Origin of the sequence: Amycolatopsis sp. cmx-11-32 (assembly GCF_047608695.1) — a bacterium.
Classification (GTDB): domain Bacteria; phylum Actinomycetota; class Actinomycetes; order Mycobacteriales; family Pseudonocardiaceae; genus Amycolatopsis.
The window spans coordinates 284,411-300,740 of record NZ_JADNQN010000009.1; the positions used below are offsets into that span (position 1 = coordinate 284,411).

General features: G+C 66.4%; 18 protein-coding genes and 3 pseudogenes. 11 read left to right on the plus strand and 10 right to left on the minus strand.

The annotated features are described in order from the left end of the window. Positions 1-25: 25 nt before the first annotated feature. Positions 26-277: pseudogene (locus tag ACM6LR_RS26690) on the plus strand (DUF1684 domain-containing protein); the annotation flags it as partial. Here ACM6LR_RS26690 and ACM6LR_RS26695 read toward each other — a convergent pair. The 6 genes and pseudogenes from ACM6LR_RS26695 to ACM6LR_RS26720 form a co-directional block, all read right to left on the minus strand. Continuing rightward, the gene (locus tag ACM6LR_RS26695) at positions 259-1,254 is read right to left on the minus strand and encodes a BtrH N-terminal domain-containing protein (RefSeq protein WP_414938539.1); all 996 of its coding nucleotides are present in this window, start codon (positions 1,252-1,254) and stop codon (positions 259-261) included. The pseudogene ACM6LR_RS26690 and the gene ACM6LR_RS26695 sit on opposite strands and share 19 nt — an antisense overlap. Further along, positions 1,251-2,054 carry a MerR family transcriptional regulator gene (locus tag ACM6LR_RS26700; RefSeq protein WP_414938540.1) on the minus strand — a complete coding sequence of 268 codons (804 nt, stop codon included), beginning with the start codon at positions 2,052-2,054 and terminating at the stop codon, positions 1,251-1,253. The genes ACM6LR_RS26695 and ACM6LR_RS26700 overlap by 4 nt, the downstream gene beginning before the upstream one ends. A 144-nt stretch (positions 2,055-2,198) precedes the next feature. Next, a pseudogene (locus ACM6LR_RS26705) lies at positions 2,199-2,699 on the minus strand (alpha-L-fucosidase); the annotation flags it as partial. 156 nt (positions 2,700-2,855) lie between these two features. After that, positions 2,856-3,542: a hypothetical protein gene (locus ACM6LR_RS26710; RefSeq protein ID WP_414938541.1), complete on the minus strand. Its 687-nt coding sequence runs from the start codon at positions 3,540-3,542 to the stop codon at positions 2,856-2,858. 37 nt (positions 3,543-3,579) lie between these two features. Next, positions 3,580-4,305 carry a HEAT repeat domain-containing protein gene (locus ACM6LR_RS26715; RefSeq protein WP_414938542.1) on the minus strand — a complete coding sequence of 242 codons (726 nt, stop codon included), beginning with the start codon at positions 4,303-4,305 and terminating at the stop codon, positions 3,580-3,582. 289 nt (positions 4,306-4,594) lie between these two features. Next, a pseudogene (locus ACM6LR_RS26720) lies at positions 4,595-4,834 on the minus strand (MBL fold metallo-hydrolase); the annotation flags it as partial. Between the two features lie 65 nt (positions 4,835-4,899). Between ACM6LR_RS26720 and ACM6LR_RS26725 the strand changes: the two are divergent. The 3 genes from ACM6LR_RS26725 (at position 4,900) to ACM6LR_RS26735 (ending at position 6,734) form a co-directional block, all read left to right on the plus strand. Beyond that, positions 4,900-5,178: a type II toxin-antitoxin system Phd/YefM family antitoxin gene (locus ACM6LR_RS26725; protein ID WP_414938543.1), complete on the plus strand. Its 279-nt coding sequence runs from the start codon at positions 4,900-4,902 to the stop codon at positions 5,176-5,178. Further along, complete coding sequence (locus tag ACM6LR_RS26730; RefSeq protein WP_414938544.1) at positions 5,171-5,575, plus strand: type II toxin-antitoxin system VapC family toxin; 405 nt, start codon at positions 5,171-5,173, stop codon at positions 5,573-5,575. Before ACM6LR_RS26725 ends, ACM6LR_RS26730 begins: the two co-directional genes overlap by 8 nt. A gap of 223 nt (positions 5,576-5,798) precedes the next feature. Continuing rightward, positions 5,799-6,734 (plus strand): DUF3800 domain-containing protein, encoded by a 936-nt coding sequence (locus ACM6LR_RS26735; protein WP_414944740.1) that lies wholly within the window; start codon positions 5,799-5,801, stop codon positions 6,732-6,734. 59 nt (positions 6,735-6,793) lie between these two features. Here ACM6LR_RS26735 and ACM6LR_RS26740 read toward each other — a convergent pair whose 3' ends face one another. Then, positions 6,794-7,471: an MBL fold metallo-hydrolase gene (locus tag ACM6LR_RS26740; RefSeq protein ID WP_414938546.1), complete on the minus strand. Its 678-nt coding sequence runs from the start codon at positions 7,469-7,471 to the stop codon at positions 6,794-6,796. Positions 7,472-7,578: 107 nt separating this feature from the next. Here ACM6LR_RS26740 and ACM6LR_RS26745 point away from each other — a divergent pair, with 107 nt between their 5' ends. After that, a complete protein-coding gene (locus ACM6LR_RS26745) occupies positions 7,579-8,814 on the plus strand; it encodes an acyltransferase family protein (protein ID WP_414938547.1) in 1,236 nt (411 codons plus the stop codon). Positions 8,815-8,891: 77 nt separating this feature from the next. Then, positions 8,892-11,747 (plus strand): excinuclease ABC subunit UvrA, encoded by a 2,856-nt coding sequence (uvrA, locus tag ACM6LR_RS26750; RefSeq protein WP_414938548.1) that lies wholly within the window; start codon positions 8,892-8,894, stop codon positions 11,745-11,747. Here the strand turns inward: uvrA and ACM6LR_RS26755 are convergent. Further along, complete coding sequence (locus ACM6LR_RS26755) at positions 11,744-12,406, minus strand: fibronectin type III domain-containing protein (RefSeq protein WP_414944741.1); 663 nt, start codon at positions 12,404-12,406, stop codon at positions 11,744-11,746. The two genes, uvrA and ACM6LR_RS26755, sit on opposite strands and share 4 nt — an antisense overlap. Positions 12,407-12,665: 259 nt before the next feature. On the opposite strand from ACM6LR_RS26755, the gene ACM6LR_RS26760 reads away from it, so the two are divergent. The 5 genes from ACM6LR_RS26760 to ACM6LR_RS26780 all read left to right on the plus strand — a co-directional run bounded on the left by ACM6LR_RS26760 (position 12,666) and on the right by ACM6LR_RS26780 (position 15,191). Continuing rightward, positions 12,666-13,217 (plus strand): sigma-70 family RNA polymerase sigma factor, encoded by a 552-nt coding sequence (locus tag ACM6LR_RS26760; protein ID WP_414944742.1) that lies wholly within the window; start codon positions 12,666-12,668, stop codon positions 13,215-13,217. Continuing rightward, a complete protein-coding gene (locus ACM6LR_RS26765; RefSeq protein ID WP_414938551.1) occupies positions 13,214-13,927 on the plus strand; it encodes an anti-sigma factor family protein in 714 nt (237 codons plus the stop codon). Before ACM6LR_RS26760 ends, ACM6LR_RS26765 begins: the two co-directional genes overlap by 4 nt. A 176-nt stretch (positions 13,928-14,103) precedes the next feature. Then, the gene (locus ACM6LR_RS26770; protein WP_414938552.1) at positions 14,104-14,226 is read left to right on the plus strand and encodes a hypothetical protein; all 123 of its coding nucleotides are present in this window, start codon (positions 14,104-14,106) and stop codon (positions 14,224-14,226) included. Positions 14,227-14,280: 54 nt separating this feature from the next. Then, the gene (locus tag ACM6LR_RS26775) at positions 14,281-14,604 is read left to right on the plus strand and encodes a hypothetical protein (RefSeq protein WP_414938553.1); all 324 of its coding nucleotides are present in this window, start codon (positions 14,281-14,283) and stop codon (positions 14,602-14,604) included. A 185-nt stretch (positions 14,605-14,789) separates the two neighbouring features. Beyond that, positions 14,790-15,191, plus strand: a complete 402-nt coding sequence (locus tag ACM6LR_RS26780) for a winged helix-turn-helix transcriptional regulator (protein WP_414938554.1) — start codon at positions 14,790-14,792, stop codon at positions 15,189-15,191. On the opposite strand, the gene ACM6LR_RS26785 is transcribed toward ACM6LR_RS26780, so the two are convergent. Together ACM6LR_RS26785 and ACM6LR_RS26790 are read right to left on the minus strand one after the other, a co-directional pair. Continuing rightward, complete coding sequence (locus ACM6LR_RS26785; protein WP_414944743.1) at positions 15,181-15,762, minus strand: DUF6000 family protein; 582 nt, start codon at positions 15,760-15,762, stop codon at positions 15,181-15,183. The two genes, ACM6LR_RS26780 and ACM6LR_RS26785, sit on opposite strands and share 11 nt — an antisense overlap. An 80-nt stretch (positions 15,763-15,842) precedes the next feature. After that, positions 15,843-16,330 (minus strand): cation:dicarboxylate symporter family transporter (locus ACM6LR_RS26790; RefSeq protein WP_414944744.1); only part of this gene is annotated, 488 nt, incomplete at its 5' end.

Here is a 16,330-nt window from a genome sequence, read left to right on the forward strand (position 1 = left end):
TCTGGCGATGATCAAACCCTTCTTCGCGCTCATCGCGTTCAACAGCAAGAACGACGGTCTCTTCATCCTGTTCACGGACGCCACGAGCGGTGTGATTACCCAGGCGGCGAACCGTTCGCTCGCGGTGCCTGCGCCCGTCGAGGACGGGACCGTCCTCGACTTCACTCGCGCGGCGAATCTGCCGTGCGCGTTCACCGAACCCCTGCCACCGGCGGGCAGCAATCTGCCGTTCGCGGTGAAAGCGGGGGAGAAGAGGTCTCAAGAGCGGCAGGGCTGAACCGTCGCGAGCGCCGTCATCGCCTCCTGTTCGCGCTGAGCCAGCTCGGACAGGACGGTGGACGCGTCGGTCAGGTGCCGGATGTCGCCGGTTTCCCCCGCCTGTGTGAACAGCCGTGCGACTTCGGTCCACAAAGGAGCGATCTCGCGGTATTTCTCATGGGCGGTGCGGAGGCCGACGTCGTCGACGAGTGCCGCGCCCTCTTCGAGGAAGTCGCGGTAGATCCGCCGGAAGAGTGCGCCGCCGGTCCCCGCCCGTTCCATCAGGACGGCGGCCTGTGGGAGGTCGCGGGCGGGATCGTTGCCGCGGTCGAGCCATTTCCGGACCTGGACGGCGGTTTTGGCGATCCCGCGGTACCCGAAGTTGGCGATGGGCGGATTGAGGAACTCCGTCGCGTTCGCGCGTACGGCGGTGCGGATGGCGTCGGGAAGCGGTGTCGGAGGGGCATCCGCGGTGATGGTGAACGAGAGGTTCTTCGCGGTCATGGGCCCCTTCTCGCCACGAGCGCGTTCCAGGCTGACACGGGACGTCGAGACGGAACCACCCTGTTGCGCCGTGTCGATCAGGAAGGCGTTTTCGTCGTCGTAGCCGTACAGGGCGGCGAAGTGTCCTCCGAAGTGGACCTTCGAGGTGAAGTACTCGAGGTGGTACGAGTCGAGCTGCAGGCCGACAGGGACACCGGCGTCGATCTGCTCGGCCACGTTCCGCCAAGCCGTGCGTGCCGAAGTCGTTTCCTTCACCCGCAAGGTTAGTCCGAGACGTTCGGTCAGCTTCCGGGTAATTTCGGCGGGTTTGCTGCGCCCACCCAGGAAGGGGAACGGCAGGTTCTTGCCGTCCCAGTAGATGAAGCCCAGACCTTCCCCGAGCCCGAACAGCATCGGCTCGGACAGCTCGATCCCGGCGTGGCGCAGGAGGACGTCGAGGGTGCTGGTCTCGCAGTGCTCGCCGCCCTCGGTCTTGATGCCGTCGAGGATCACGAGGTCACCGGCCAGGCGATCTCGGTGCGGTAGGCCTCCGGCGCGACCGACGGCCCGGGTGCCACGAGATACAGCTCCTCGGCTGGCCCTGTCGGGACGCGGTCGCGTTCGGCGATCCAGCGGCCCAGCGACCGGTACGCGGTCTCGACGTCTTCGTAGTCACCCTCGTGGATCGTCGCCGCGATCAGGCCGCCGGGAAGCTCGGCGGAGTCGATCTCTCCGGCGGGGCGCACCGGTCCGTCCACCGGGACGAACAGTTCAAGGGTCAGCTCGTCGGGATCGTCGGTGAGGTACCGGGTTCCGGGTGGCCCGGCAGGCGTGACGCCTTGTGCTTCGAGAGCCGCGAACAGCCGGGCGTACGCCGGTCCGATCAGTTCGGCCAGGCCACTCAGCGGGGTTCGGATCGTCAGGAACGCGATCTGCTGTGGCGCGCGCACGCGTTCGTAGACATGCAGCCACCGCGTCGGCTCGGCCAGCACCGAGTCGAGTTCGCCGCTGATCGCCGCGAGTTCCGCCGCCCGCGCCGCCACCCGGTCGTGGTGCCGTTTGATCGCGGCCTTCACGTCGTCCGCGCTGCCCGCGGCGAGGATTTCGGCGATGTCCGCGAGCGGCACCTCCAGTTCCCGTAGTCGTCGGATCAGGCCCGCCCGGGCGAACTGGTCGAGTGAGTACCGGCGGTACCCGGTGTCGGGATCGATTCGCGCGGGCACGAGCAGGCCGAGCCGGTCGTAGTTCCGCAGCGCGCGGACTGACAGCCGGGTGGCGTGCGCGAACACGCCGATCGGCATCAAGGTCGTCATGGGGCCAGCTTGAACCCTCTCCCGGGGAGAGGGTCAAGCCGGTATCTCACCCCAGTGACAGCCGATCGAGATCCGGGGCGGACGCGTGGTCGTTGTGGAGCTTGATCGTGTTCGCGCCCGCTTTCAGTTCGACCGGCAAGGACGTCGTGAGCCGGGTGTTGCCGGAATACGCGGCGGATCCAGCGACTCGACACCGGTTTCCTTGTGTCACTGCGGGTCATCGGTCAGGTAGAGGATCGTCCGGACGCCCTTGGCATTGCCTGCTTTGACGAGTTCGCCGGGGAGGTCGCGTTGGGTGGCGCGGCTGCCAGGGATCTTCGACGGCCAAGGCCGCGCGTAGCCCAGCCTGCTGTGGAAGGTGGCGAGCACGATGTAGGAGGCACCGAGCTTGCGCGCTTCGTCCACCCAGTAGTCGGCGCTCCAGCCGCCGTCGGTGACGGCGCGTTCCCAGGCCGCGCAGTCGGTTTGGCGTGGCGCGGTGAACATGCCCCAATGCAGTAAGAGTCCCGCGGTCGCCTCGCGCATCCACTTCTGGCGGGGATGGTGCACCGCCGCGCTCGCCATCGGCGTGGTGAGCAGGCCTGCCGGCAGGGCGAGGACAAGGGCGAGCCAGGCGGTGCGTTGCGCTCGAACTCTCATGACCATCCGCTCTCATCCGGGCGTGATCGCCGAGAGATCCGATGATTGTGGCTGATATCCGACTGGTCAAGAGCCGTTGAGTGAGACATGGCTTTAGTCATCGGAGGTATGTCGTGACGAAGCCCCCTCGCCGGCAGGGCGAAGGGGCCTGTCGGTCGCGACTCAGATGTTGAAGCCAGGATGGGTCGCGAAGGCGTTGTCGATCACGAGGTTCCCGCGCTGGCGGGCTCGTTCACGCAGCGCCGACGTCGTACGGGCGCCCTGAGCGTAGAACCACCACAGGTACAGCGCGCCGTACATCCACGCGCCTTCGTAACCCCACGTCGAGTCGGCGCCGCTCTTGCCGGCGCCGAACACCGAACCCGCCGGGAAGTTCGCGTTGTGCGGCTTCCCGCCCTGATGCCGTGACTCGTGGATCAGCGTCTCGGCGCGGCCGGGAACGTCCTTGGAGTACCAGAAACCCAGGTACAACTCGATCCGGTCGTCGGTGAACGGCCCGGAGAAGGACGTGGCGATGGCACTGCCGTCGCCGCAAAGCGAGCGCAGGTCGTCGCAGTTGTCCCGGACGTAACGGCGCGCCCAGTTCAGCATCGCCCCGGAATAGGCGTCGTTCTCGTAGTCCTGCGCCGAATAGGTCAGCAGGTAGCAGGCGTTGAATGTCCGCGCCAACGGCTTGTCGGTGTTGCACGCGTCTTCCCAGCCGAAGCCGTCGTCCCAGTAGTCCTTGTTGCCCGAGAAGCCATAGGTGTTCCAGAAATAGTCGATATAGGTCTGATTGCAGATCGAGGCACCGTAGAAATTGTCCCCGGTCACGTTCTTGTCCGGCACTGTGTAGCTGCAAGTGGCCATCGGAGATCACCTGTCCGTAGAAGGAATTCTTTGTGATTCAGGAGCGCGGGGGCACGGGCGGCGGGACGTCGTCGGACCGGGTGTCCTTCACGTATCGGCCGCCGACGGCCTGCGGGACACCGCGGACGTCGACCCGCCGGATGTTCAGCAGCCGTTCGTCCTCGGTCCCGCCGAGTGCCTCACGCACCTGGGCGGTGAGGTCGGTGTCACCGGTCTCGGCGATGGCCTGGACCGCCGCGCGCCGAACCGTGAACACCTCGTGCCGGATCTGCCGCAACAGCAGTTCCCCGGCCGCGCCGTCCCCGGCGGATGCCAGGCGTGCCAAGGCTTCCACGGCGGTGGTGCGGATGAGCACTTCTTCGCCGACGGTGCTGATCCCGTGTGCCGGGTCCTCGGAACGCTCCGGCGGGATCGGCTGGCGCAGCACGTTTTCGAGCACGGAAACGGCCGCGGGGTGCCGCAGGTCGGTGAGCAGCTGTACCAGGCCCCAGCGTTCCAGGTACTGGTCCTCGTACAGGGCGTCGTACTGCGCGCCGAGCGCGGGGACGACTTCGTCCGCGCGCTCGCGAAGCCGGTCGAGGCTTCGCTGGTAATTGCGTTCGGCGTCCTCGCCGGAGGCGGCCATGGTCTCGGCGGCCTGGGTGACCAGTTCGCCGATTTCACTGTTCGAGAAACTTCCGAGACCGGAACTGTCGGGTCCCGCTTCGAGATTGTCGCCACCCGGGCCCAATGACGGGGTGTCGGGATTGCGTGGGGTCGGCATGAGGTTCTCCTTCGCAGCGGTGATGATGCTGACGAAAGGAAGGAACGCGATGCCGGACGGCAGATACCTGGTTTCCCGAAAAGTTGCCTTTTGGGCGTTCCGGGATTTCACTGCGGGAATCCGAAAAGAATTCACGGATTCCCGCTTGGTGATCAATAAACTACATCGATGACGACACGGTTGGGATAAGTCACGTGACAGCTGCCCTGGGCGGGACGCCGAGGCCGATGGACAGAACGCCTTTAGATCGCCGGTGACCGCGACCGCCATGACGTTGCGCAGAGCGCGGTCAAGGCTTCTTGGTGGCAACGGTCGACCAGGTTCTGCCGCCTTGAGTTCCCCAGCCGCGTTCGCGCCACTCCGCCACGTGCGGTCGCTGTTCGCCCAGCGTCGAGTCGTCACCGTGCCCCGGGTAGAACCACGTCTCGTCCGGCAGCTCGTCGAAGACTCGCGAAGACACGTCGTCGACCAGCAACGCGAAGTCCTCCGGCGAGTTCGTCTTGCCGACGCCGCCTGGGAACAGAGTATCGCGTCAGCGGTGAACAAACCAGGGTGGATGTAGCTCAGCGGGCTACACCTGGCTACACTTGTCCAATGAAGGTGATCACCCAGCGCGAGTTTCGCAACAACTCCGCTGCCGTCATGAACGCCGTCGAGGCCGGTGAGGTTTACCACGTAACTCGCAACGGCGTCGAGGTGGCTGAGCTGCGGCCGATACCTCGCAGGCGGCGTCTGACCGCTGAGGAGCTGGTCCAGAAGCATCGAAGGTTGCCGAAGGTTGAGGCAGCCCAAATGCGGCAAGAAGCCGACGAGTTCTTCGGTACCGAAGACCGTGTTGATTCTGACGACATGTGGAAGCGGGCTCGTGGCTGAACGTCACGAAGCAGGTGTGCTCGACACCTGCACCTACATCGACCTTGGTCTGCTTGACACTGCTGCACTGCCGAAGCTCCCGGAACTCACCGCTGTCACCATGGCCGAGCTCCATCAGGGGGTGGCGATGGCGAAGGATGCCGCCGTCCGCGCGGCGCGCACTGAGAAACTCGGTGCCGCGATCGTCGACTTCGCCCCACTTCCGTTCGACGGTGATGCCGCTGCCCGGTACGGAACATTGGTCGCGCTGGTCCTCGCGGCGAACCGGGATCCGCGACCTCGGCGAATGGACCTGATGATCGCCGCCATCGCGTCGTCGCGAGAGCTGCCGCTGTACACGCGGAACGAAGACGACTTCAAAGGCCTGGGCGGCATGGTCGAAGTCATTGGTGTCTGATCAGGTGCGCTTGGCGTGGATCATTACGTCACGTTCACCGAGGACGGTGAGGTCGTCGGCGTCCTGGTCAAGGATGGACGTTCGTGGCGCAGGGCCGACGGATACGCCCGTCAATCGGTGATCATGGCGGACTCGCGTTGTCTGTGGGCGCAGACGGCGGAGGTGGGACCTACCACTATTGTGGTCGGGCGATTACTGACGACGGCACTTGGGGGATGCTGCCATGACTGATCTCTACCTCTTCCTGGACGAGACGGGTGATCTGACCTTGTCGGGCCAGGCCTATTTCGGGCTTGGTCAGGCCACCTTCGAAGGTGATATGGGTCCAATGGCCTGGGAGGGCACGCGCCTGCGCTTCGAGCTGGAGAGTCAAGGCGTCAAGCTGCCTAAAGGTTTCCATGCGAATGAAGATCCAGAGCTGGTTCGACAAAGGGTCGTAGACCTGATTGCCCGGCATAAACCTCGTATCGACGTCACTCTCCTGCGTAAGAGGTCTCTTCCGGCCGAGGAGAGGGCATCTGTCGCGGCGGACGAAGCTCATCTGTACTACTTGGCTTGGCGTAAGCATTTTTTGTATCAAGCCAAGTATGTGCTCCGAAAATACCATCGGATATTTGTGGTTGCTGCATCGATAAGTGAACACAAGCACAAGCAAGAAGCGGCAACGGCTGCTATTGAGAAGGTCCTTGAGCGGTATCCGCATCTGAACATCACCTTGTGTATATGGGATAATCCCACATCTTGGGGGCTCCAGGTTGCCGACTATGGCCTCTGGGTGGTTCAGCGAGACTTGAGGCAAGGGTACTGTAAGCACTTTGCTGCACTGGCTCCATTGATTGAATCCGTGTACTCGCCGTGGGAGAAGAACGGCGCCAGAAAAGAGTACAAGCCTGCAGCGGAATGCCGGAAACGAAATCGGGTTATTTCAACATTGGTCTTCGATCGGTACAACGGGCTACCGACTGCAACTCCGGATATTGGTGCTACGTCCACCGCGGAGGCATCCTTGGAATGGGGGGATGACGAAACAGAGAGGGAGCACGAAGAGTGGAAAGATGGTGACCACAAGATCGATGACCCCTGGGGGCAGGGGTTGTGGGGCAACGCGATCTGGTCAGATGATGACGGCTTGAATGGCTTGAATGGCTCGAAGGGCTAAGCGTGGGCAGATCGCCGCGGTAGCGACTTTTCGCTTTGCCTGCGGCGACCTGCGGGCAATCACCAGCCGCGTTCGCGCCACTCCGCCACGTGCGGTCGCTGTTCGCCCAGCGTCGAGTCGTCACCGTGCCCCGGGTAGAACCACGTCTCGTCCGGCAGCTCGTCGAAGACTCGCGAAGACACGTCGTCGACCAGCAACGCGAAGTCCTCCGGCGAGTTCGTCTTGCCGACGCCGCCTGGGAACAGCGAGTCGCCGGTGAACAGGTGCGGGTGCCCGGTCGGGTCGCGGTACAGCAGGGCGATCGAGCCGGGGGTGTGGCCGCGCAGGTGGATCACCTCGAGGGTGACCTGCCCGACCTTGACCGTGTCGCCGTGCTCGACGAGGAAGTCCGGCGGGATCGGCAGCGGCTCCGCGTCCAGCGGGTGGGCGGCGGTGTTCGAGCCGTTCGCGCCGGCGACGGCGCCGAGGGCCTGCCAGTGGTCCTGGTGCTGGTGGGTGGTCACGACCGTTTTGAGCGCGGGGCGGTCGGGGCCGTGGCCGATGAGGTCGGAGATCCGTTCCGGGTCGTTCGCGGCGTCGATCAGCAGCGCCTCGTTCTCGGCGCGGCAGACGAGCAGATACGCGTTGTTGTCCATCGGACCGACCGACAGTTTCGTGATGGTGAGTGCGTCCAGGGTGCGACGGGCGGCGTCACCGCCGGGTTCGACATGCCCGGTGTAGGTCTCGACGATGTTCACAACGCACACGGTAGTCGTTCCCCTGCAATCGGTTCCACCCGCACAGCCGACGCACAGGCATGGGACGTAGGCTCGCGTCGCCCAGTCAGCCGAGCCACAGGATCCCCGTGCCCGACCCTTCGCCGCCGACCGGAACGCGCAGTCCGCGCCGGACCAGTTGGGATCTACTCCGGGTGGTCGCCGTCTTCGCGGTCGTGCTCGGGCACGTCACTCATCAGGGTGCTCTCCTGCACCCGGAACTGGTGGGGTACCCCTTCCGGGTCACCGCACAGTTCGGTGCGGCCACTCTTTTGGTGATCTCCGCCTTCTTCGTGTGCACGAGCCTTCGAAAGGGTGATCCTCGACGGTGGCTGTGGAACCGGGTCGCACGGCTGGTGCCCGCGTACCTGGTCGCGGTGATCGTCACCTACGTCGTCGCCCGGTACGCGACGATCCGGTTCAGCGGCCTGCCGTTCCCGCCAGGCCTCACCGGATTCCTCTTCGGTGTCCCGCAGGGGCCGCCCGCCGACCCGTCGCCTTGGTACGTCCCCACCGGCTCCGATCTGCTCGCCAACCTGGGCATGGTCCAGGAATGGGGCTGGCGCTACGAGCTCTTCTACTACCTCGACGCCGCCTACTGGACGCTGCCGGTCCAGCTCATCGCGTTCACCGCCGCGGCCCTGCTGTGGCCACGCCGGTGGCGTACCCACCGGCTGACCCTCGGGCTGCTCTGGGCGCTGATCCTGGTCCCGCTCTTTCTCCGATTCGTCGTGTTCGACCCGGTTTCGACGCCGAAGCTGGTGGAGACCTTCTTCTACGGCCTCGGCCTGCACCGCGTGCACGTCTTCGCCATCGGGATCGCGATCTGGCTGTGGGCGAAACGACGGCTCGCGCACTGGCATCTCGCGCTCTTCCTGCTCGCCGCCTGCGCCGCGCAGGACCTGCAGGTGTTCCCGTTCCACCAGGCCCTGCCCCATGATCCCGAGCGCTGGCCTTCGCTCATCGGGTTCGCGATCATGCTGCTGGCCGTCTGCCTCGCGGCGCGGGGACCGGACTGGCGGTTCCCCGGTCTCGCCTGGATCGCCCCGGCTGTCACCTGGCTCGCGGGCATCTCGTATGGTCTTTATCTGGTGCACCAGGAACTCGGTTACATCCTGGCCCGTGCCCTGCTGAACGTCGGAGTCCCCGGCTGGCTGCGTCTCCCCATCGTGCTGGCCGCCGCCGTGCTGGGGGGCTGGGCGATCACCGCAGGCGTGGAACGGCCGGTCCACCGGTGGCTCACCGCTCGCTGGGATCGACACGAAAAGTCTGGAAAACCGCAGGTCAAGGACTCGGAACCAGTTTCTGTCGGTGGTGCCTCGTAGCATGGACGCGGCCGCCCGTGCAGCTATCGACCGGGCCGGCGACCGCAGCTGAGAATGAAACCTGAAGGGACCCTGGCGTGGCTGATCGCCTCGTTGTTCGCGGCGCCCGCGAGCACAACCTCCGCGGCGTGGATCTCGACCTGCCCCGCGACAGCCTGATCGTGTTCACCGGTCTGTCCGGGTCCGGGAAGTCGAGCCTCGCCTTCGACACCATCTTCGCCGAGGGGCAGCGTCGTTACGTCGAGTCGCTGTCGGCGTACGCGCGCCAGTTCCTCGGCCAGATGGACAAGCCGGACGTCGACTTCATCGAGGGCCTGTCGCCCGCGGTGTCGATCGACCAGAAGTCCACCTCGCGCAACCCGCGTTCGACCGTGGGCACCATCACCGAGGTCTACGACTACCTGCGTCTGCTTTACGCCCGCGCCGGCAAGGCGCACTGCCCGCAGTGCGGCGAGGCGATCAGCAAGCAGACCCCGCAGCAGATCGTCGACCAGGTGCTCGCCATGGAGGAGGGCACTCGCTTCCAGGTGCTCGCGCCGGTCGTGCGCGGGCGCAAGGGGGAGTACCTCGACCTCTTCGAGAACCTGCAGCAGCAGGGCTACGCGCGGGTCGTGGTGGACGGGACGATCCACCCGCTCACCGAGCCGCCGAAGCTGAAGAAGCAGGAAAAGCACCAGATCGCCGTCATCATCGACAGGCTTTCCGTGAAGGCGAGTTCGCAGCAGCGGCTCACCGACTCGGTCGAGACGGCGCTCCGGCTGGCCGACGGCCTGATCGAGCTGGAGTTCGTCGACCTGCCGGAGGGCGACCCGCATCGTGTGCGCGGCTTCTCCGAGAACCTGGCCTGCCCCAACGGCCACCCACTGGCCATCGAGGACCTCGAGCCGCGGTCGTTCTCGTTCAACGCGCCCTACGGCGCCTGCCCCGAATGCTCCGGTATCGGCGTCCGCAAGGAGGTCGACCCGGAGCTCGTGGTCCCGGACGACGAGATGTCCCTCGGCGAGGGTGCCATCGCGCCGTGGGCGGGCGGTCAGAGCGCGGACTACTTCATCCGGCTGCTCGAGTCGCTCGCGGAGACCATCGGCTTCCGGATGGACACGCCGTGGCGCAAGCTGCCGGCGAAGATCCAGAAGGCCGTCCTCCACGGTGTCGACGATCAGGTCCACGTCCGCTACAAGAACCGGTACGGCCGCCAGCGTTCGTACTACGCGAGCTTCGAGGGCGTCATCCCGTTCCTCGAGCGGCGCCAGGAGCAGACAGAGTCCGAGTACATGCGTGAGCGGTACGAGGGCTATATGCGCGAGGTGCCGTGCCCGGCCTGTCAGGGCACGCGGCTCAAGCCGGAGATCCTCGCGGTCACCCTCGAGCACAAGACGCAGGGTGACCGGTCGATCGCCGAGGTCTGCGCCCTCTCGATCGCCGAGGCGTCGCAGTTCCTCGACGAGCTGGAACTCGGCAAGCGCGAGACGGTGATCGCCGGCGCGGTCCTCAAGGAGATCCAGGCGCGGCTGCGCTTCCTGCTCGATGTCGGGTTGAACTACCTCTCGCTCGACCGGGCCTCCGGGACGCTGTCCGGCGGCGAGGCGCAGCGCATCCGGCTCGCGACGCAGATCGGCTCCGGCCTGGTCGGCGTGCTGTACGTGCTGGACGAGCCGTCGATCGGGCTGCACCAGCGGGACAACCACCGGCTGATCGAGACGCTGGTCCGGCTGCGTGACCTCGGCAACACGCTGATCGTCGTCGAGCACGACGAGGACACCATCCGCTCCAGCGACTGGGTGGTCGACATCGGCCCCGGCGCGGGCGAGCACGGCGGCCACATCGTCCACAGTGGACCGTACAAGAAGATACTGAAGAACAAGGAATCCATCACCGGCGCGTATCTGTCGGGCCGTAGCAAGATCGAGGTCCCGGCGATCCGGCGCCCGATCGACAAGAAGCGTCAGCTGACCGTCGTCGGCGCCCGCGAGCACAACCTGCGCGGCCTCGACGTGTCGTTCCCGCTCGGTTGCCTGGTGTCGGTCACCGGTGTCTCCGGCTCGGGGAAATCCACGCTGGTCAACGACATCCTCGCGACAGTGCTGGCGAACAAGCTCAACGGTGCCCGCCAGGTGCCGGGGCGCCACACGCGCGTCAACGGTCTCGCCGGCGTCGACAAGCTGGTCCGCGTCGACCAGTCTCCGATCGGCCGCACCCCGCGGTCCAACCCGGCGACCTACACCGGCGTCTGGGACCACGTGCGCAAGCTGTTCGCCGCGACCACCGAGGCGAAGGTGCGCGGCTACCAGCAGGGCCGGTTCTCCTTCAACGTCAAGGGCGGCCGGTGCGAGGCTTGCGCCGGTGACGGCACCATCAAGATCGAGATGAACTTCTTGCCGGACGTCTACGTCCCCTGCGAGGTGTGCAAGGGCGACCGGTACAACCGGGAAACCCTCGAGGTGCACTACAAGGGCAAGACCGTCTCCGACGTGCTGAACATGCCGATCGAAGAGGCGGCCGAGTTCTTCGAGCCGATCAAGGCGATCCACCGGCACCTGGCCACCCTCGTCGACGTCGGCCTCGGCTACGTCCGGCTCGGACAGCCCGCGCCGACGCTGTCGGGCGGTGAGGCGCAGCGGGTGAAGCTCGCCAGCGAACTGCAGAAGCGGTCCACCGGCAAGACGGTCTACATCCTCGACGAGCCGACCACCGGTCTGCACTTCGAGGACATCAGCAAGCTGATCGGCGTGATCAACGGGCTGGTGGACAAGGGCAACACGGTGATCGTCATCGAGCACAACCTCGACGTCATCAAGACCTCGGACTGGATCATCGACATGGGTCCCGAGGGCGGTTCCGGTGGCGGCACCGTGATCGCGGAGGGCACCCCGGAGTACGTCGCTGCGGTGGAGGAAAGCTACACCGGCGAGTTCCTGAAGACCGTTCTCGCTTAGGGACTCGTGAGGGTAAGGACGGTTCTAACCGTCCTTACCCTCACGAGGTCCAGAACCGGCGAAGCGGGCCCGTAGTAGAAGGCGCGCAGCCGGTGCGAGGCGCCCTCTTCGCCCGGCATTGAAGCGAGCCCGGCCGATGTCGTCCCCGGATCCGACATCTCGATCGGCACGAAGTCGGGAGCACCGGGCTTCTTGATCTCCACGAGGAAACCGTCCTCGTCACTGGAGCGGTCGGCCCAGCTGAACCGCACCATCTCCTCCGCGGCGGGCTCCGCCCGGAACGATGCGGGAGCCGCCGCCTGGCCACCTGTGCGGAGCGAGACCGCCGGTCCCGAGTCCGAAACAGAAGGACCGGAGAGGGTGACGGCGTCCGACACGGCACCGAAAAATGGCCGGATCCGATAGTGGAACCGCGTTTCCGGGATCAGGTCAGGATGCCGGTAGGTCGTCTGCCTTGGCGGCACGAACTGCAGGATCGTGTATTCGCCGGGTGGATCGGTGGTGAACTCGACGACCCGGCCCGCGACGTTCGGATCGTCGTCCGGCCAGCTCAGGTCGACGTTCACCGGATCCGTCAGCGTCGCGGTGAAACCGGGCTCTTCACCACACCCGGCCACGAAGGCCACCGCCAGCAGCACGGCCGCGAGTTTCCTTGGCACGCCTCGACCCTCCCGGGAATCAGGCGGCGGCGGAGTCCGGAGGCGTCAGCATACGAGCGTGCCAAGTGATCGACAAGACCCGGTTGAACCGCTCCGCCACGCCGTCCGTGTGGGAGGCAGGAGGAGGCGGCCATGGCGAACCGAGGAGAGGTCGGTGCCGATGCACAGTTCGATCGCGGCGCGCGCCGAACGATCCACTTCGCCCCTGTGGGTTGCAGTACTGTCCTCGCCGACCCAGAAGACCGTCGGGAGGACACGAGTGGCGATCGGAGGCCGGCGGCCCAAAAAGGCCAAAGGCGAGGACTTGGTCCGGCACTTGTACGCCGAACACGGGCGAAGCCTGCTGGCGTACGCGACGAGGCTGACCGGGGATCGCGCGGCCGCGGAGGACGTCGTGCAGGAGACCTTGGTCCGGGCCTGGAAGCATGCCGAAGACCTGGAGAACGACGCGAAGGGATCGGTGCGGGGCTGGCTGCTCACGGTCGCCCGGAACATCATCACCGACCGCGCGCGGGCCAGGGCGGCGCGGCCGCCGGAAGTGGCGGAGCCCGAGGACGGCGCGGCGACCCCCGCGGTGTCGAAGGATCACGCGCAGGGCGTCGTGGATTCCATGACCGTGCTCGGGGCGATGGACGGCCTGTCTCGGGAACATCGTGAGGTCCTGGTGGAGATCTACTACCGGGGCCGGACGGTGGCCGAAGCGGCGAGATCACTGGGCGTCGCCCCGGGTACCGTTAAGTCCAGATCTTATTACGCGTTACGGGCGCTCAGAGCCGTGATGTCGGGAACCCGGAAGGAGGTAGCGCGATGAGTGCGGTGGGACACGACCAGGGCCAGCTCGCCGCCTACGTCCTCGGCGGGCTCACCCCGGTGGAAGCGGCCACGTTCGAGACGCATCTGGCGACCTGTCCCGCCTGCCGTCGTGAGGTACGCGAGCTGAGTGAGCTGCGGCACCACCTCGACGAGGTGCCACCGGAGGCGTTCCTCGAAGGACCTCCCGACGGAGGCGACCTGCTCCTGCAGCGCACGCTGCGCCAGGTCCGCGAAGAAGAAGACACCCAGGAGCAGGCGAAGCCACGCCGGTTCCTCGCCATCGCCGGGGCCGCCGTGCTGGTCGTCGTGGCGCTGGGCGCGGGCGTGCTGGTCGGACGGCAGACGTCGCCCGAACCGTCGACGGTGGCCGTGCCGGTGCCGACGGCGACCGCGCCGGTACCGGGCACCCGCGATGTCGCGGCCACCGATCGGGACACGGGCACGCAGCTGGCGGTCCGGGTCGTCCCGGCGGCGGGCTGGGTCCGGCTCCACGCCAAGGCCGAGGGCGTCCGTGCAGGCGAGAAGTGCCAGCTCGTCGTGGTGACCAAGAGCGGCGAGCGGGTCAACGCGGGCAGCTGGCTGGTTTCGGCGAAGGGCGAGAAGGAAGGCACCGGGATCGACGGTTCGGCACTGGTCGCTCCGGACGACGTGGCCTCGGTCGACGTCGTGACCATGGACGGCCGGAACCTGGTTTCGGCGCAGGTATGACGGGTTCGCACACGGGTCGCGGAGGCGGTTGGTATCGCTCCCGCGACCCGTGGGCGCTTCCCGCCTCGCCCAGCGGCGTTTTCGACGCCGTCGCCGAAAACGCCGGATATCCGCTTTGGTGGCGTGACGTCCGTGCGACCGGCAAGACGAGGGCTTCGGCGAATTAGGCTCCCGCCATGCGTGTCGCCACCGTGCAGCCGTTCACCGTTCCCGCGGATCTTTCCGCGAACATCGCCGAACACACGAGGCTCCCCCGGATCGCGGACGCCGACCTCTGTGTCTTCCCCGAACTTTCCTGACCGGCTTGGAGTTCGAGGCGCTCGCCGCCGATCCGGGCCTCTGGCTGACACCGGATGATCCGCGCCTCGAACCGCTTCGGGAGGCTTGCCGCGCCGGCGGCGTTCACGCCGTCATCGGGCTCCCGCTCGTGGAGAACGGACGGCGCCGAGGTCTACGTCCTCAGCGCGCTTTTCAGCGAGGGCCAGGAACAGCGGCTGCTCGACCAGGTCGGCGTCGCGGCCGGGTACGGGATGTGGGTGGTGCTGTCCCAGTATTGCGGCGCGACCGGCGGGATGGCCGCGTTCGGCGGCAGCGGGGTTTGGAAGCCCGGAGGAGCCGCCGAGGTGCGCCTCGGCGGCGAGGTCTCCGAATGGGCTTGCGCGACGATCACCTCTTGAGCTTTCCGATCAAGCAGGACCACGGCCGCGACGAAGACGGCCGGAGCGAGCAAACCCGCGCTTCGGGCATCGCCCCGAGCCCAGCCTACTGATCTGTGCCGATTTCCCAGGTGACGCCTTGGTGCATCACTTGTAACAGCGCCCATCTTGTGTGACTCTGTTCCCTGCCGGAAGGAGGCACTTCGATGTCCCAGGGGAACACCGACGTGACCGCGCGGGCCAGGGTGGTCGACCCGGAAAAGCTCGAGGTGTGCACCGTGCTCGAGGTGATCAACCGGATCAGCGGCAAGTGGGCGATCGGCATCCTGCTGGAGGCCACCCGCGGTCCCGTGCGGTTCACCGAACTGGAGCGGTCGGTCGAGGGGATCAGCCGCCGGATGCTCACGCTGACGTTGCGGAACCTCGAACGCGACGGTCTGCTCATCCGCACCGTGTACCCGACCGTGCCGCCGAAGGTGGAGTACGAGGCAACGGCGATGGCGAAGGAGCTGTACGCGTCGCTGAGCGGCTTGCTGCACTGGGCGGAACGCCACCGCGACTCGATCGCCGCGTCCCGTGTCGTTTACGACGAGAAGGTCAGTGCCTGACGCCCGCCGCGTGCACGGCTCGCTGGACGTGTGAGCCGAGTATGTCGAACCACCTCTTCTGGAACGGCAGGTCCGTGCTGTTCGCCGCGGACCAGGTCTCCCACCGGCCGCCCGGGCGCAAGTAGCGTGACGTGTACGCGGTCCTGAGGTCGGCGTCGATGTGGTGCAGCGCCGCGAGCGCCCATTCCTGGTCGTAGCGCAGTTTCGGCTGTGCGAGGTAACGGTCCAAATAGGACACGAGGATCTCGGCGTCGGCGATGGTGCCGAACCTGGCCAGCGCGAAACAGTAGCCCTGCCCGGCGAAGACGAGCTTGCTCTCCAGGAACAGCTCGCGGACGCGCTCGCGCCATTCGGTCCGGCGGTCGACGCCGATCAGCCAGGCCGCGGTGATCCTGGGCCGCCAGTCCGCCTCGAAGAGTGCTTCGAGTTCGTCGTCGGTGATCCGCCGCGCGTCCTCGACCAGGTCGCGCAGGAAGACCTCGCCTTCGGGACCGCCCGCCAGCGCGGCGAAGTTACCGTGCAGGAGCTTCGAATACCGCCCGAGTACGTAGCGGTCGATGGCATCCGACATGTCCCACAGCTTCCCAGAAACGAAGAACCGCGGTGCGAGGACGGGGGACCCTCGCACCGCGGTTTCACTCATACCGCGCGCTAAGCGTGCGTCGCGGCTTTCTCCCGGTCGCCGTCACGATCCCCGTGGGGGTTCCACTCGTGATCGTCGATCAGGGTGGCTTCGTCGAACGGTGCTTGTCCGTTGAAGACCTGGTTGGCTCGTTCGCGGTCGAATTCGTTGGTCCAGTTTCCGACGAGGATGGTGGCGACGGCGTTGCCGGCGAAGTTGGTCAGGGCGCGGGCTTCGGACATGAAGCGGTCGATGCCGAGGATGAAGCCGACGCCGTCGACCAGTTCCGGCCGGTGTGATTGGAGGCCGCCGGCGAGGGTGGCGATGCCGGCGCCGCTGACGCCGGCGGCGCCTTTGGAGGCGATGATCATGAAGAGGAGCAGGGAGATTTGTTCGCTGAGTGCGAGTGGCTGGTCTTGTGCGGTGGCGATGAACAGTGTCGCCATGGTGAGGTAGATGGCGGTGCCGTCGAGGTTGAACGAGTAGCCGGTGGGGACGGTGATGCCGACGACGGGTT

Coding starts and splice junctions, on each gene's coding strand:
- ACM6LR_RS26780 (WP_414938554.1), top strand. CDS start 14,790: ATGTCCCAGGGGAACACCGACGTGACCGCGCGGGCCAGGGTGGTCGAC.
- ACM6LR_RS26700 (WP_414938540.1), bottom strand. CDS start 2,054: ATGACGACCTTGATGCCGATCGGCGTGTTCGCGCACGCCACCCGGCTG.
- ACM6LR_RS26710 (WP_414938541.1), bottom strand. CDS start 3,542: ATGGCCACTTGCAGCTACACAGTGCCGGACAAGAACGTGACCGGGGAC.
- ACM6LR_RS26785 (WP_414944743.1), bottom strand. CDS start 15,762: ATGTCGGATGCCATCGACCGCTACGTACTCGGGCGGTATTCGAAGCTC.
- ACM6LR_RS26725 (WP_414938543.1), top strand. CDS start 4,900: ATGAAGGTGATCACCCAGCGCGAGTTTCGCAACAACTCCGCTGCCGTC.
- ACM6LR_RS26765 (WP_414938551.1), top strand. CDS start 13,214: ATGAGTGCGGTGGGACACGACCAGGGCCAGCTCGCCGCCTACGTCCTC.
- ACM6LR_RS26775 (WP_414938553.1), top strand. CDS start 14,281: ATGATCCGCGCCTCGAACCGCTTCGGGAGGCTTGCCGCGCCGGCGGCG.
- ACM6LR_RS26715 (WP_414938542.1), bottom strand. CDS start 4,305: ATGCCGACCCCACGCAATCCCGACACCCCGTCATTGGGCCCGGGTGGC.
- ACM6LR_RS26770 (WP_414938552.1), top strand. CDS start 14,104: ATGCGTGTCGCCACCGTGCAGCCGTTCACCGTTCCCGCGGATCTTTCC.
- ACM6LR_RS26735 (WP_414944740.1), top strand. CDS start 5,799: ATGACTGATCTCTACCTCTTCCTGGACGAGACGGGTGATCTGACCTTG.